General features: G+C 38.9%; 12 protein-coding genes. 10 read left to right on the forward strand and 2 right to left on the reverse strand.

Annotation, left to right across the window (positions count from 1 at the left end; translation table 11 throughout):
* Positions 1-88 precede the first annotated feature (88 nt).
* From JXQ92_RS06495 to JXQ92_RS06505, 3 genes are all read left to right on the forward strand, one after another.
* Complete coding sequence (locus JXQ92_RS06495; protein WP_421985786.1) at positions 89-2971, forward strand: TonB-dependent receptor; 2883 nt, start codon at positions 89-91, stop codon at positions 2969-2971.
* A gap of 7 nt (positions 2972-2978) precedes the next feature.
* Entirely contained in the window at positions 2979-4499 is a 1521-nt protein-coding gene (locus JXQ92_RS06500) for a hypothetical protein (RefSeq protein ID WP_421985787.1), read from the forward strand.
* Positions 4500-4609: 110 nt separating this feature from the next.
* Positions 4610-7492, forward strand: coding sequence for a carboxypeptidase-like regulatory domain-containing protein (locus JXQ92_RS06505; protein WP_421985788.1), 2883 nt, complete (start codon positions 4610-4612; stop codon positions 7490-7492).
* Here the strand turns inward: JXQ92_RS06505 and JXQ92_RS06510 are convergent.
* On the reverse strand, positions 7489-8373 hold the full coding sequence (locus tag JXQ92_RS06510) for a TolB family protein (RefSeq protein WP_421985789.1): 885 nt from the start codon (positions 8371-8373) through the stop codon (positions 7489-7491). The genes JXQ92_RS06505 and JXQ92_RS06510 overlap by 4 nt on opposite strands.
* 125 nt (positions 8374-8498) lie before the next feature.
* Between JXQ92_RS06510 and JXQ92_RS06515 the strand changes: the two genes are divergently transcribed.
* Positions 8499-9512: a pirin family protein gene (locus JXQ92_RS06515; RefSeq protein WP_421985790.1), complete on the forward strand. Its 1014-nt coding sequence runs from the start codon at positions 8499-8501 to the stop codon at positions 9510-9512.
* 105 nt (positions 9513-9617) lie between these two features.
* Positions 9618-9929 carry a hypothetical protein gene (locus tag JXQ92_RS06520; protein ID WP_421985791.1) on the forward strand — a complete coding sequence of 104 codons (312 nt, stop codon included), beginning with the start codon at positions 9618-9620 and terminating at the stop codon, positions 9927-9929.
* Positions 9930-10054: 125 nt separating this feature from the next.
* Here JXQ92_RS06520 and JXQ92_RS06525 read toward each other — a convergent pair whose 3' ends face one another.
* Positions 10055-10480 carry a hypothetical protein gene (locus JXQ92_RS06525; protein ID WP_421985792.1) on the reverse strand — a complete coding sequence of 142 codons (426 nt, stop codon included), beginning with the start codon at positions 10478-10480 and terminating at the stop codon, positions 10055-10057.
* Positions 10481-10699: 219 nt separating this feature from the next.
* Here JXQ92_RS06525 and JXQ92_RS06530 point away from each other — a divergent pair, with 219 nt between their 5' ends.
* Genes JXQ92_RS06530 through JXQ92_RS06550 form a run of 5 tightly spaced genes read left to right on the forward strand, consistent with a single transcriptional unit; the run spans position 10700 to position 15486 of the window.
* Complete coding sequence (locus tag JXQ92_RS06530) at positions 10700-12418, forward strand: phospho-sugar mutase (RefSeq protein WP_421985793.1); 1719 nt, start codon at positions 10700-10702, stop codon at positions 12416-12418.
* The gene (locus JXQ92_RS06535; protein ID WP_421985794.1) at positions 12415-12867 is read left to right on the forward strand and encodes a DinB family protein; all 453 of its coding nucleotides are present in this window, start codon (positions 12415-12417) and stop codon (positions 12865-12867) included. The genes JXQ92_RS06530 and JXQ92_RS06535 overlap by 4 nt, the downstream gene beginning before the upstream one ends.
* Complete coding sequence (gene murB / locus JXQ92_RS06540) at positions 12867-13880, forward strand: UDP-N-acetylmuramate dehydrogenase (protein ID WP_421985795.1); 1014 nt, start codon at positions 12867-12869, stop codon at positions 13878-13880. The genes JXQ92_RS06535 and murB overlap by 1 nt, the downstream gene beginning before the upstream one ends.
* Before the next feature lies 1 nt (position 13881).
* Positions 13882-14226, forward strand: coding sequence for a hypothetical protein (locus JXQ92_RS06545; protein ID WP_421985796.1), 345 nt, complete (start codon positions 13882-13884; stop codon positions 14224-14226).
* Between the two features lie 33 nt (positions 14227-14259).
* Positions 14260-15486 carry a TCR/Tet family MFS transporter gene (locus tag JXQ92_RS06550; RefSeq protein WP_421985797.1) on the forward strand — a complete coding sequence of 409 codons (1227 nt, stop codon included), beginning with the start codon at positions 14260-14262 and terminating at the stop codon, positions 15484-15486.
* Positions 15487-15503 lie beyond the last annotated feature (17 nt).

Consider the following 15503-nt stretch of genomic DNA (forward strand, 5'->3'; position numbering starts at 1 on the left):
GGGCGGTAGTATCTTTTTCTTTCTAGAACGTTTTGTTTGCATTGCTATTGAATTAGCAGGCTAATACTAACTCTAACAAATTACAACGTTGACACAAAGTACCTCGAAAACAAGATTGCTTAAATCTGTTTTCATATCCCTATTCCTTTTAGTAATAAGTCACACCAATGCATTCTCTCAACTCGTTGTGGGTAAAGTTGTCCGCGAGGGCACTACGCGACCAGTTTCTTTCGCCAACATAAAATTAGTTGGTGGAGAGTATGCGAGAAGGTCTGTAGGTGTATCGGCCAACGAAGATGGCTCCTATACACTGGCTGTAAAATACTTTCCTTCTGAAGTAGAAGTAAGTGCCGTAGGATACCTTACTAAAAGGTTCGTTTTAACGAATGATAAAGAAACATGGACAATATCGCTTCAAGCAGAATCATTTGAATTAGAAGAGTTTGTGATCTCCGCTGAAAAAGTTACCGTAGAAGAACTTAAACGACCTATTCAAATTGAAAAACTGGATATTGCCGATTTAAAAAGTTCTCCCTCTTTTAATTTCTACGATGCTGTAGTAAACTTAAAAGGTGTAGATGTAGCGACTCAAAGTATAATCGTGAGTTCTGTCAATGCCAGAGGATTTAACTCAACCACAAACCTTCGTTTTAAGCAGTTTACGGATGGTATCGATACACAAGCCCCCGGTCTAGGATTCTCATTAGGTAACATTGTTGGCCCTACTACGCTTGACATTGAAGGCTTAGAATTAATCCCCGGTCCTACGACCTCAAAATATGGCCCAGGTGCATTCAATGGTGTTTTGTTAATGACCACCAAAAACCCTTTCGATTATCAAGGTCTAAGCTTTGAGGCAAAGGGCGCTACCATAGCGACAGAACAATTCGATACTCAGTTTTTTGCAATTGGTAATACCTTCTTGCATGATTTATCAGTTCGATACGCCGATGAAATCGTAAAAGATAAAGTTGCCTTTAAGGTGAACGCTTCCCGCCTATCTGGTTCTGATTTTGCAGCCAGAAACTATGACAATATTGGTCCTGGAGCCATTTTCGAAGACACGCATTCAACGAGAGCTCAGGGAATAAATGGTGTAAACGTATACGGAGACGACAGGTCTGCTTTAGTTGTTGTTCCAAGAGAAATTCGCATCCCAGCACCTGGTTCAGAACCCTCCTTCCCTATTGCATCAGAGCGTGATACGCTTTTTGAAGCAACTAGACAAGGTTATAGAGAAGAAGATCTAGTCAATTACAATGCTGAAAACGTAAAACTTAGTGGTGCAATTCACTTCAGGTTGAACCCTAAGACAGAGCTTATTGCTGAGTCTTTTTACGGAAGAGCCTCAACAATGATTACAGGAGATGACAGAATCGCTTTGAGAGATTTTGAAATCATGCAGCACAAACTGGAGTTAAAAAACGAAAACTACTTCGTAAGAGGTTATACCACAAGCCAAGACGCTGGAGAAACCTTTAACGTGGGTAAAACAGGAGAAAGTATTCTAGAGCTGGCCAAGCCAGGCGAAGACTGGTTTAGTCAGTATACAAGATTGGTTGCAGCAGGACGTGGGTTTGCCAATTCGCGAAGACTTGCTGATTCAAGTTTCCCTCAAGGCGAATTCATTAACAGGTTTGAACCTGGAACAGCAGCATTTGACTCAGTTCGTCAGGTAATTATCGAATCGCAGAACCCAGAATTTGGGGCAGCAATTTTTGATCGCTCTAAACTCTATCATGTTGAAACAGGCATAACAGTTAATAAATGGGATGACTTCTTTGAGTCATTCGAAGTGGGTGCCAATGCCAGAATGTATGACCCTGAGTCAAACGGAACGATTTTCACAGATTCTATCGGCAATGATTTGACCAACTTTGAGTTCGGCTTTTATGCAGAAGCAACAAGGAAAATCAATGATAAACTAGAGGCAACGATTTCAGGTAGAATTGATAAAAACGAGAATTTCAATGTCGTCAGTAGTCAAAGGCTATCCTTGGTAAAAGAAATCGGTGAAAGCCAATTTATTAGAGGCTCTATTCAAACAGGATTAAGACTGCCTAACATAAGAGAGCAGTATTTTAACCAAAACCTTGGAGATATTCGTTTAGTAGGTGGTTTAACTGAAGTTGTTGATCAATACGACCTACAGGGCAATGCATTCTTCATTAACTCGCTTGAAAAATTTAACGAAAAAGTACTCAATGAGGCTAATGATAATGTAAGGTTTGGTAGCGGCCCGTTAAACATCACGTCGCTAAGGACAGAAAACTTCGATTTATTGAGAGAAGGCATCGTAGGTCAAGATCAATTCCGTGGAATAAAGCCTGAAAGAATTACGAGTCTTGAATTTGGCTATAGAGGTCTAATCGAAAACAAGAGGTTATTCGAAGTGGTTTACTATATAAATCATTACAATAATTTTATAGGTACTACGCGAGTTGTAAAACCAAGAACTAGTCCTTCTACAGATTTACAATTGGCCCTAGAACAAGCTTTAAGTCCTGGAAGTAGTGAAAACATCTTCGTTAGTGATAATGCCAGAAAGAACGTAATTACACAAGGATTGGAATTAGTATATGATGTTACAAGTGACCAAGGAACTAATTTTGCCATTAACATGACATTCGCCAATATCATTAGCGATAATGATGATCCATTAACACCTGGTTTCAACACCCCTCCTTTTAAGTTAAATATGACCTTAGGAAATGATAAGATTGGTGAAAACTTTGGTGCTGAAATATCTTGGAGATTTAGATCTGAGTTTGAATGGGAAAGTTCCTTTGTAGATGGAACAGTTCCAGACTTCAATACTTTCGATTTTCAAGTTACCTATAGAGTACCAAAAATTCAATCTGCCTTTAGAATTGGTGGAAACAATGTTTTGAACCGCGAACAGTTTAATAGTTTCGGCGGCCCTGAAATTACTTCTTATTACTATGTATCTTTCTCATATGGCTTACAATAAAAATAACATGACAAGAATTACAAAAAAGCCAAATACACTGTTAAAGGGACTTTTGGCATCAATTTGCCTTTTTACTGTTGCTTGTTCTTATGAAGCACCAGAAGTACCACAGCCTGACGCGCAAGCTTTGGCAGATGCAGATATATCCAACACTGTATTCTTAGGAGGGTCCCTTTTTAGTGGTGTCAGTAATGGAGTACTCTTAGAAAGTACTTCCTCCCAATCTTTGCCTCAAATGTTTTTTAACAGCTTAGGGCAAACGACTGACTTCTCGGCTACTTCGAGCAATACAATCGGATTCAACATTTTCGAAAATGGTGATAACCTAAATGGCTCTGTCGGCCCTTATCAACTGACTTTTCCAGCAGGTGCTGACACGACATTTTTCCAAGAGTTTATCAATGGTGAAGCATTTGCTTACGCACCTGTGAACACAGAGTTGAAAAACTACTCGTTTCCGAAAGCACAAGTATTGGATTTCACACAAGCGGCTAGAACAGAGAATGATTTCATTACCAGTTATTTAGGGAATAATGCACAATCTCCTATCGATCAGATAAGTGCTAGTCAACCAAGCTTCTTTGTCCTAAACCTTGGCTATGAAGACCTATTGGGTTATTCAGTAACTGGTGCAGAAGGAAGCTCCGACCAGGCTGACGCTAACGTGCATACTTACGGAGACATTTTAAATACTGCTGTATTTCAGACAAATTTAACCGAAGTTGTTGATGCATTATTGGCAAATCCCAATGCAAAAGGTGCTTTATTGAACATACCAGACTTCTTAAAGTTTCCATTCTTCACTGAAGTAGAATTTGATATTACTCCCTATGTAATTGGTTTACAGGTGAAATTGGGAGACATGAGGACTGCTGCCAGTCAGTATAATAACTTATTAAATCAGTACTATGCGCTAAACCCAGGCTTTCCGTTTGCAGATCGGCGACCGGTAATTACTTACCCTTCAGACTCACCTTTCCAATGGGGCGTACAAGTTGTCGACAACGACTTACATGACATCGTCGTTAATGGCGAACCATTATTAAAGGTAAGACAAGTGGTAAGAGATGAACTTATTTATTACCGTCACGAGCAATTTCTACCAACCAGTGTTGGTAATCTTCCTGAAAACGCAGTTTCAGAGTCGCAGTACATAAAACTAGCCGAAATTGATATTATTAGAGCTAAAATCGCTGAATACAACCAAGCTATAGAACAAGTGGCAGCAGCATCTAATGGCAGACTTGTTGTGGTAGATATCCATAGCTATTTCGAAGAATTATATACTGGGTTCAACCAGTTCTTAGATATCCCTGCAGAAGGTATTAACATTGAAGGGGTAGAATTCTTACCAGTCGTTGGGGAATTTGGAATTTTCTCTGCTGATGCCCTTCATTTAAACCCTCGAGGTAATGCTTTAATCCTTAATCAGATTATAAACACGTTGAACGCAAACTTTAATGGTAACCTAAACGGTGTAAACCCTAATGATTTTGCAGGAACACCTATTAATATTGCTGGTAATTAATGGGGTAACTTATTTGTATAAAAATCAACTATTCTTGAAATAGAATAGTGTTATTGGAAGTCAGGATTGTTTATTCTTTGACTTCAATATTTAACTAAACTAAAACTACATTGGATCAACGTAGCAGTCTTCGTGCAATTATTTTTTCACTAGGACTGCTATTCTGTGTTATAAGTATTGGAAAAACCCAAACAACACAAACACTCAAGGGAAGAATCATCAACCAAAGTACAAAAGAGATTATCCCTTATGCTTCTGTAAGTATTCCATCCTTAAGCACAAGCAAAAGGAAAGTTGGCGTATCTTCTGGCGAAAACGGTGAGTTTGCATTGGTATTAACACTAGACCTTTTACCAATTGAATTAGAGTTCTCGGCAATTGGTTACCGTAGCAAAAGGTTCAACTTGACTAAAATAGATGACTTTATTGTTATGGAACTCGAAGAACAAGTGTTTGAGCTTGATGAATTCGTAGTTTCAGGCGAAAAAATTGAACAAGAGAAACTCCGCTCTCCTATCCAAATTGAAAAGCTTGAATTAGCTGCACTCAGAAATACTGCATCATTCAATTTTACTGACGCTGTAATGAATATGAAAGGCGTAGATGTGGCCACACAAAGCATTATTATTAATACCGTAAATGCCCGTGGCTTCAATTCTTCTACCAACCAGCGCTTTAAACAATTTACAGATGGTATTGATAGTCAAGCCCCTGGCTTAGGTTTTTCTTTGGGTAACGTTGTAGGCGCAACAACTCTTGACGTGGAATCTTTAGAACTTATCCCTGGTCCTACCACTGCTAGATTTGGGCAAGGAATATTCAATGGTGTGCTAGACGTAAGAACGAAAAACCCATTCGAATATCAAGGCTTAAGCCTAGAAGCAAAAGGTGCGTCAATTAGGACTGAAATGTTTGATCCTAAATTCTTCACTTTCGGCAATAGCTTCATACAAGAACTTTCCGCCAGATATGCCAAAGCCATCGTTAAAGATAAAATTGCTTTTAAGATAAATGCTTCACGTCTTGAAGGCGAAGACTTTAGAGCGAGAAACTATACGAATATAGGCCCAGGGTTTCCATGGGAAACGGAACACTATGTTGATAACCAAGGCGTAAACGGCGTCAATGTCTATGGCGATGATAGAGCTGCTTTCCTTATTCTACCACGAAACGCGGGTTCAGACAGGGATTCAGTTTTTGCAGTAACAAGATCAGGCTACCAAGAAGGAGATTTGGTTGATTATAATGCTGAAAGTGTAAAACTAAATGGTGCATTGCACTTTAAGTTAAATCCAGAAACTGAAGTGATTTTAGCTGGCTTTTATGGCAAGGCATCCACTATGATTACAACAAATGATAGAATTGCTTTACGCGATTTTGAAATCTCACAGTATAAAGCCGAAATCAAAGGCAAAAACTTTACGGTAAGAGGATATACTGTAGGCCAAAATTCAGGAGACTCTTTTAATGTAGGTCTATTAGGAGAAACTTTGGTTCAAACTGCCAAACCAGACGATGTTTGGTTTAATCAATTTGAGAACCTCTGGAAGTTTGGTGGACTGAGAGTGGCCGGACGTGGAGATGGGGTGAGGCTAATTACTAATAGTGGTGCACCCGGCAACCAATACGATAATCGTTATGTCCCCGGAACTGCCGTTTTCGACTCACTCAGAACAGCAATCATCACATCTCAAGAACCCAGTTTTGGTGCAGCCATTTATGATAGATCAAAAGCTTATTATGGAGATGCTGAATACAAAATCAACAAATGGGATGACTTTTTTGAAAGTTTAATCGTAGGTGCGAATGTTAGACAATACGATCCTGAATCTAACGGTACTATATTCGCTGATAGTCCAGAAAATGACATTACGAATTATGAATATGGTTTCTATACCGAGGCAAGCAAGAAAATAAACGAAAAGGTAGAGCTATCTGCTTCGGTAAGACTAGACAAAAATGAGAATTTCGATTTCGTTTCAAGCCAAAGATTCTCCTATGTAAGGGAGTTCAAGAAGAATAACTTTTTCAGAGCTTCACTACAACGTGGTGTTCGATTACCCAATATACAAGAGCAGTTTTTGGACCAGAACTTAGGAGATACACGCTTAATAGGCGGTTTACGACAAGTCGTTGACCCTTATGACTTACCTAACAATGCTATATTTCAGCGGTCGATTGAGGAATTTAATCAAGCCGTAGCAGACGACGTGAATGATAAATTAGTCCTTAATGAGAATATCATTGACGAAAGCTTCTTTCAAATAGATCTTCCGGCGATCAGGCGGGATAATCAAGATATTATAGAACGTGGAATAGTAGATGCAAGTCGATTTAATGGCATTAAACCTGAACGCATAACGAGTTTTGAAATCGGCTATAGGAGTCTTGTAGAAGACAAACGCGTCTTCGAAATCATCTATTACAGAAACTACTATAACAATTTCATAGGCAATACGAGAGTGGTTAAACCTAGAACCAGCCCGAGTACTGATTTAACCTTGGCAACCGAACAAGCTAATAACCCTGGTCAGAGTGAACTTTTCTTTATCACTGATAACTCCGATGGCCTGATCGTAACTGAAGGTTTAGAAATGATGTATGATGTAACGAGCGATGGAGGAACCAATTTTGGGGTAAACGTTACTTACGCAAATATTGGTCAAGATTCTGATGATCCACTAACCCCTAATTTTAACACCCCTCCTTTCAAATTAAACTTTACAGTTGGCCATAGAAAACTCGGTAGACACCTTGCCGCGCAATTATCATGGCGATTTAGATCAGAATTTGAATGGGAAAGCGCATTTGTCGACGGAACAATTCCAGACTACCACACCTTAGACTTTCAAATCACTTATAAGATCCCGACAATCAAATCTGCAATTCGTATTGGAGGAAATAATGTCTTGAACCGAGAACAATTCAACAACTTTGGTGGTGCCGAGATTAGTTCATACTACTACATCTCCTTTACTTTCGATAACCTTTAATTTTGCCTTTCAGGAATCCAAGTCGGTTCGCTGTGAACGTCATTTCCTGAAGTGATTTTTGTGAATTTACCGTCGGCAATATCAATAGTATATATCTGATCCCCATCGTTTTCAGTTATACCATGGAATGCTAATTTTTTACCACTCAAAGACCATGAAACTTCTGTTTCCGCATAGGGTGTATTGGAAATTTGTGCTAGACCTGAACCATCTGCATTTATGATATAAATATCTGGCTTACTGTTGGCCTTATCCTCGCGCATTGTAAAGGCAATTTGATCGCTCTTGGGAGACCAACTGCTAAACTTCTCTATACTTGTATTATCTGTTAATTGCTTAATCATCAGACTATTCAAATCCATCACATAAAGCTCGTAAGTACCTGTGTTATTAGAAACATAAGCCATTTTACTGCCGTCTGGTGCTATGGAGAATGGTCCGTTTAAGCCTACGCCAATCGTAAGCTGTCTTCTGTTCTTTCCATCTATATTAGACCACCAAATATGCCTACTTCCGCTTTTCAAACGTGTATAGAATAACTTTTTACCATTAGGGCCCAACTTAGGAGTTGAAAAACCATAATTCTTAAAATATTTAACCTGCTTTGTGCCTGTATCGAAAGACTTCATCAAAACTTGATCATTCCCTTCTTGGTGATAAAAAGTCATCTTTTGTAAGCCTGCATTCCATTGAGGGTTCCACTCCGCTCCTGCTCCATCAAGTAATTCTCGTTCCCATTTACCAAGTATATCAGATTGATAGAGTCCACGTTCATCATTCTGATTTTTAACATAAACCAATACCTCGGAACCCACGAATTCTTGTTCTTTAGAGCAAGAAACAATGAAAAGAGCAATCAATAATCCGGTCAAAAAACGCATCTAACAAGTTATATTTTCTGAGAAGATCTTAAGTTAGTAACGTTATGAACTATAGCCTCAATAGAAGGTTAAATTATTGTAGAACCAAAACAACTAATTACATGTTGGTACATAAAAGATAAGCTATGTCAGTTTCTATTAAATCAATCGAGCAGTTAAATTTCCCTTGGAAAACACAAGATCCATTTTTGTTTTGCGCGTTTCATAACGATCATTACCCAAAAGGAAATGGACAGTTAGGACCAGCAACAGGCTTATCGGGTAGACAGTTGGGTAGCGACTTTAGTGGAAAAGATGGTTGGAGCATGTATCATGGACAAGATGTACCAGGTTTTCCTGCTCACCCACACAAAGGTTTTGAAACCATTACCATCGCCGAAAAAGGATTAGTTGATCACTCTGATTCACTAGGTGCAGCAGGAAGGTTTGGAAATGGAGATGTACAGTGGATGACAGCAGGAGGCGGAGTTCAACATGCTGAAATGTTTCCCTTACTCGACGAAGAAAATGAGAATACACTACTTCTATTTCAAATCTGGCTGAACTTACCACAAGTCAATAAAAATGTGCCAGCTCATTTTGCCATGCTTTGGAATGAAGATATTCCAATAAAAGAAATCATAGATTCAAATAACAAATCAACTAAGATCAAGGTGATCAGTGGTACAATTGGAGGCACAACATCCTTGAGTCCAGCACCTGATTCATTTGCCGCAAATACTGGTAACGAGATTGCTATTTGGCTGATTGAAATGGACCCTGGCGCAAAATTGGAAATACCGACCGCTTCCAATGAAGCGAACCGAAGTTTATATATGTACGAAGGTTTTGATGTGTTGATAGATGACACCAAAATGGTGAAAGGACAAATGGCAAAGCTAAATGCAGACGTTCAAACGAATATTTCAAATGGTGATCAGAAAACTAGATTTTTGTTTTTACAAGGTAAGCCTATTGGAGAACCTGTGGCACAATACGGGCCTTTCGTTATGAATACGAACAGTGAAATTCAAGAAGCCGTTGGACAATTTCAAAGAACTGAATTTGGGGGTTGGCCATGGCCGTCATCGGCTCATACGCACGATCCAAAGAGAGGTAGATTTGCCTTACATGCAGATGGAAAAGAAGAGGTTAAGTAGTATAAAGAGTGGTTTTAGTTAGGGCAATGAAAAATCGTCACCCTTTTTTTCTAACGTGAGTCAAATGGGATACAACTTATTTTATGCAATTGAGTAAAACTTATAATGAAAGAAAGTCATAGAAAAATTGAAATGCCTATTCCTAAATGGCAATTGGGCATCTTATTAATCGTCAGTGGCATCTTGCTATCGCTTGGCACTTTTTTCGAGGCAATCCTAAGTGACTTTAACTTACTATTTCTTATTTGTGGGGCAGTATTATTTGTAACGGCTTTTATTATCACAGGATTAGATATTGCTGCAAGGCCAATTACTCATAGGTGGCTTGTGTTTATGATAACCTTACCAGTTATTGCGCCTTTTGTTTATTTCATCTTTAGAGATCGACTAAAACCAGTTGAACCAGAAGTTATTTAAATCTCAACATCCTCTACGTATTAATTACTTTACGTGTTCTGCCATTCTTTGATGCACAAAAAAACCATTGTGCGACAAGGCGGAACCTCGCTACACAATGGCATAAATATCTTCTTGGGTTTATACTATTTCTGAGCTCTCCAAGCCACTTGCTTAGCAGTCTCTCCAACCGTAACAATTAATCGGGTTGGCCCAGGTACAAGTACAATTTTAACCTCTTGATCAGGGAAGTCATCCACCTCTACCGGTACACCTTCTCCATATTCAATATCATAGCTATATCTTCCTTTGCTATCTCTTTGGTTACGGATGTAATTCTTCGCGAAATAAGCACTAGGAAGTAAAACATCATTGTCTGGACAAAACTCGTCATGAACATCGGCAATAGCCTCTTCCAATTCCTGACCAAACTCTTCTAAGAAAGCATCTTCTAAATCATGAAGTTCTTCTTCCAAATCATCATATCGCTCGTCGCTATAGTCTAGCTCATCCAACTCATTAATCTTGTCAGCGATTAAAGCAAAATCAACGTTCAATTTATCTATGTCCATCTATCTGGGTATTTGGCACAAAGAACTTTAGTTCAGATAAAACATACAAGCTAAATCGGCAAAACGTATTTTATTTTTGACAAAAGACAGATTTACTTTTGCTGCTACTCATTGCGACTTATTTTTGCCTCTAAGATTTAAATTCATTTTGATCATACTACTTTCATTTCGTTTTTATTGAAATGAAAGAATCCTCAAATTGAGCTAACAAAGAACCTCATGATTGATCCAGCAATACAACAGAAAATTGATTTGTGGCTAAATGGCCCAGTCGATGAAGAAAGTAAAAGGCAAATACAGTTAATGCCGGAAACTGAGCTTATCGATTCGTTTTATAAAGACCTTGAATTTGGTACTGGTGGCTTGAGGGGAATTATGGGGCCTGGCTCAAATAGAATTAATAAGTATACTATTGGAATGGCTACTCAAGGTTTAGCCAATTACCTCCTCCAATGTTTCCCTAGTGAAGAAATAAAAGTTGCGATTGCCTACGATAGCCGAAACAATAGTAAGTTTTTTGCAGAAACTACTGCCGCTGTGTTCTCGGCCAATGGTATTTACGTTTACCTTTTTGAAGATTTGAGACCAACTCCAGAGCTTTCATTTGCAATTCGTACGCTCGGATGTAAAAGTGGTGTAGTCTTAACCGCTTCGCACAATCCAAAGGAGTACAATGGATACAAAGCTTATTGGGACGACGGCGGACAAGTAATAGCGCCACATGATAAAAACATAATTAAGGAAGTTCAAGCTATTGACGGTTTCTCATCTGTGAAATTCCAAAAAGATGATAGCAAAATAGAAATCATCGGCAAAGAAGTTGATGAGCAATACGTGAAGGCCGTTCTTGACCTTACACTAGCCGAAGATGTAATTAAGCGTCAATCAGATCTAAAAATCGTTTTCTCCCCTATTCACGGAACCTCTATCACCTTAGTACCAGAAGTTCTATCTAGAAAAGGATTCAATAATGTGACTATCGTTGAAGAGCAAGCGACACCAGACGGCAATTTCCCAACAGTGGTTTATCCTAACCCAGAGGAAAAAGAGGCGATGTCAATGGCCTTGAAAAAAGCAAAAGCAATTGATGCCGATTTAGTGATGGCCACCGACCCAGATGCAGACCGAGTAGGCATAGCCGCTAAAAACGCTCAAGGTGAGTTTGAATTAATTAACGGAAACCAAGCGGCTTCTCTGTTGATCTACTACCTGCTCGTAAAATGGCAAGAGAACAAAAAGATTGACGGTAATCAGATGATTATCAAGACCATAGTTACTTCTGATATATTGGACAGCATTGCCGCAGACTTCAAAGTAGATTGCCCAAGTACATTGACTGGTTTTAAATTTATAGCTGCACTGATAAAGGAACTGGAAGGTAAAAAAGAATTTATCGGTGGTGGTGAAGAAAGTTACGGCTATATGATTAGTGACTTTGTTAGAGACAAAGATGCCGTAGCTTCTTGTGCTATGTTGGCTGAAATGTCTGCATGGGCAAAAGATCAAGGACTTCCAGTGTTTGATCTCTTGGCCGAAATCTATACCAAATATGGCTTTTACTTAGAGACTTTAATTTCCATGACGAAAAAGGGTAAAGATGGTGCGGAAGAAATTCAAAACATGATGTCTCAGTTCAGGTCTAACCCACCTCAATTGATTGCAGGGAGCAAAGTTTCTAGAATTTGCGATTACGCGGCATCAACGGAAAAGAATTTAGAAACTGGCGAGACAATTGCTATAGACTTACCAAAGTCGAATGTATTACAGTTTTTTCTAGCCGATGGCTCTAAAATCTCCGCTCGACCATCTGGTACTGAACCTAAGATTAAATTCTATATCAGTGTAAATGAACCTTTGGAATCAAAAGAAGCTTATGATGAAACTAAAGCGAGCCTTGAAACCAAAATTGAGGCAATTAAATCTGATCTACAATTATGAATGTAAGCACACAAGCACTTCACGATCTATATGAACGAGACTTAGACCTTGTTCTGGCAGAGTTAAAGAATTACCAAAAAGAAGAAAATCTTTGGCGCGTTAATGGCGATGTTATCAATTCTGGTGGAAACCTAATCCTTCACATTTGTGGTAACCTGAGACATTTTATCGGTTCCATGCTCGGTGGCTCTGGGTATATTAGACAGCGGGATGATGAATTTAATTTAAAGGACGTTAAGAAGTCTGAAATGGTAAATGAGATCAAAGCGACTAAGAAAATTGTTCTTGAAACACTTTCTAACCTTACAGACACACAACTTGAGGACAACTTCCCTGTGAATGTTTTTGGTAAAGAAATGACAACGAGTTACTTCATACATCACCTCTATGGCCATCTTAATTATCACTTGGGTCAACTTAACTATCACAGAAGGCTACTAGACAGCTAATGACCAGTTTCAAAGAGGACGTATCTCTAAAACCATATAATACCTTTGGCATAGAAGCCAAAGCCAAGCGCTTTATCGCATTTCATACCGTAACCAAACTTCAAAGTGCTTTAGCAGAACAAGGGTCGGATGCTTTATTGGTACTCGGTGGTGGAAGTAACGTACTCCTGACGCAAGATTTTCAAGGGCTTGTGCTTAAAAATGAACTCAAAGGCATTGAGGTCGTCGAAGAAAATGAAGAGCATATTTTCGTAAAAGTAGCTGCCGGCGAAAACTGGCATGAATTCGTACTACACTGTATTAGTCAACAATGGGCTGGAGTGGAAAACCTTTCATTAATTCCCGGTACAGTTGGGGCGGCACCTATGCAAAATATTGGTGCTTATGGAGTGGAAATACGTCAGGTATTTGAATCTCTTGAAGCTCTTGAAATTGCTACTGGAGTGTTGAAAACATTCAATAATAAGGAATGTGAATTTGGCTATCGCGAAAGCGTATTCAAAAAGGCTCTGAAAGGAAAATTTATCATTACTTCCGTTGTCTTTAAGCTTAATAAAGAAGCAAGTTTTAATACTTCTTATGGCGCCATTCAAACAACACTAGATGAATTGGGTGTGACTGAAATCTCCATCAAAGCGATCAGTGATGCTGTAATTCATATCAGACAAAGTAAACTTCCAGACCCAGCAGAAATCGGAAATGCTGGTAGCTTTTTCAAAAACCCAGAAATAGATAAAATAGACTATGAAGGCTTAAAAGCTACTTTTCTCAATATTCCTAGCTATGCCCTACCGTCGGGTATGGTTAAGATACCGGCGGCCTGGCTAATCGAACAAGCCGGTTGGAAGGGTAAAACTTTCGGTGAAATTGGAGTTCATAAAAACCAGCCATTAGTTCTAGTTAATTATGGTAATGGAAAAGGTCTGGATTTAAAAGACCTTGCTTTTAAAATACAGCAGTCCGTGAGCGACAAATTTGGCATTTTACTCACTCCAGAAGTAAACATTATTTGAGATGGATAAGTCTAAGTTGATCGACTTTGCACTTGAAGAAGCACGAAAAGGTAGAGATTTTGGAGAGATTAGAAAGGAATTAGCCCAACTCGGATTAGAAGAAAAAGAAATTAGCGAGGTCCTTAGATACGTAGATAATCATTTGTTGAATAAAGCGCTCGACGGAAGCTATAAGAGCCATAGGAGAGAATATTTCTTAGTAGGCTGTTTTCTTTTAATTATTGGAATAGGTATCACGCTAGGTACTTACTTTGGACTCATCAGTATGGGTAATAACTATTTAGTTTCATACGGACCAATAGCTGCTGGACTCGGTTTAATAGTTTCAAATAGATCAAATCGTTAAGTTTTTACTTAACTTCCGCACTTTCTAAAACTAATGGCTAAGCGTACCCCTGCACTCGGATTTATACTTTTTACCGTATTACTTGATGTAATTGGCTTGGGTATTATTATACCTATCATTCCAGATCTTCTAATGAATGATTTGGGTGTTCCTAGTACTGGAGAAGCTTCGCGAATCGGAGGTTTCTTGATATCAATTTATGCTATCGTACAGTTTTTCTTTGCTCCAATCTTAGGAGGCTTGAGTGATCAATACGGAAGACGTCCTGTTATACTAATTGCTCTATTCGGCCTTGCTGTGGATTATTTAGTGGTTGCCCTAGCACCAACACTTTGGTGGTTATTTTTAGCAAGAATAGTTGCGGGAGTATGTGGAGCAAGCTTTAGTTCAGCATCAGCATATGTAGCAGATATAAGCGCACCGGAAGATCGCCCTAAGAACTTTGGCATGATTGGAGCCGCTTTTGGACTTGGTTTTATCCTAGGCCCAGTTGTTGGCGGCGTACTTGGTGAAATTGATACCAGATTACCCTTTTACGTAGCCGCTGGAATAACTGGTTTAAACTTTATATACGGGCTCTTCATTCTTCCTGAATCTTTGAGTTTAGAGAATCGACGTAAGTTTGAGTGGAAAAGAGCTAACCCTATTGGTTCATTTAAAAGCCTGAAAAAGTACCCATCACTAAAAACTCTTTTTATAGCCTTCTTTATTATATACGTTTCTAGTCATGCTGTACAGAGTAATTGGTCATACTTTGGGAAGGAAATTTTCAATTGGGGCAAATTCGATATTGGTTTTTCACTAGCCATAGTGGGCTTTTTCGTTGCTATTGTACAAGCAACCCTTATTGGTCGAGCTGTCAAAAGGTTTGGACAGAACAAGACCATTTATATTGGGCTTGCCTTTAACCTTATAGGTTTTATTCTTTTTGCTATGACAACCCAGGAATGGATGATTTATTCTTTCCTAGCTGTATATGTCATGGGAGGTCTTGCAGGACCAACATTGCAGGGCATTATGTCATCTCAGGTACCTGCTAATGAACAAGGAGAGTTTATGGGCGCGATTACTAGTTTACAAAACCTTGCTAACATCTTCGGTCCTTTAATTATGACTGGTACCTTTTTCTACTTCACTTCAAAATCTGAAATCTACTTCCCTGGTGCCGCTTTTGCGCTCGCAGCGGTCTTTTCAATCGTTAGCGGTACTATCATCTACAAAACAATTTCCAAAAGGCAAGATTCGCTATCTTCATCATGAGGATCAATTGATTGAAC

The sequence above is a fragment of the Roseivirga sp. genome, from assembly GCF_049099775.1.
Classification (GTDB): domain Bacteria; phylum Bacteroidota; class Bacteroidia; order Cytophagales; family Cyclobacteriaceae; genus Roseivirga.

Excerpts from the sequence above, each read along its gene's own strand:
- JXQ92_RS06500 (WP_421985787.1), top strand. The coding sequence starts at position 2,979 with ATGACAAGAATTACAAAAAAGCCAAATACACTGTTAAAGGGACTTTTG.
- JXQ92_RS06510 (WP_421985789.1), bottom strand. The coding sequence starts at position 8,373 with ATGCGTTTTTTGACCGGATTATTGATTGCTCTTTTCATTGTTTCTTGC.
- JXQ92_RS06515 (WP_421985790.1), top strand. The coding sequence starts at position 8,499 with ATGTCAGTTTCTATTAAATCAATCGAGCAGTTAAATTTCCCTTGGAAA.
- JXQ92_RS06520 (WP_421985791.1), top strand. The coding sequence starts at position 9,618 with ATGAAAGAAAGTCATAGAAAAATTGAAATGCCTATTCCTAAATGGCAA.
- JXQ92_RS06525 (WP_421985792.1), bottom strand. The coding sequence starts at position 10,480 with ATGGACATAGATAAATTGAACGTTGATTTTGCTTTAATCGCTGACAAG.
- JXQ92_RS06530 (WP_421985793.1), top strand. The coding sequence starts at position 10,700 with ATGATTGATCCAGCAATACAACAGAAAATTGATTTGTGGCTAAATGGC.
- JXQ92_RS06535 (WP_421985794.1), top strand. The coding sequence starts at position 12,415 with ATGAATGTAAGCACACAAGCACTTCACGATCTATATGAACGAGACTTA.
- murB (WP_421985795.1), top strand. The coding sequence starts at position 12,867 with ATGACCAGTTTCAAAGAGGACGTATCTCTAAAACCATATAATACCTTT.
- JXQ92_RS06545 (WP_421985796.1), top strand. The coding sequence starts at position 13,882 with ATGGATAAGTCTAAGTTGATCGACTTTGCACTTGAAGAAGCACGAAAA.
- JXQ92_RS06550 (WP_421985797.1), top strand. The coding sequence starts at position 14,260 with ATGGCTAAGCGTACCCCTGCACTCGGATTTATACTTTTTACCGTATTA.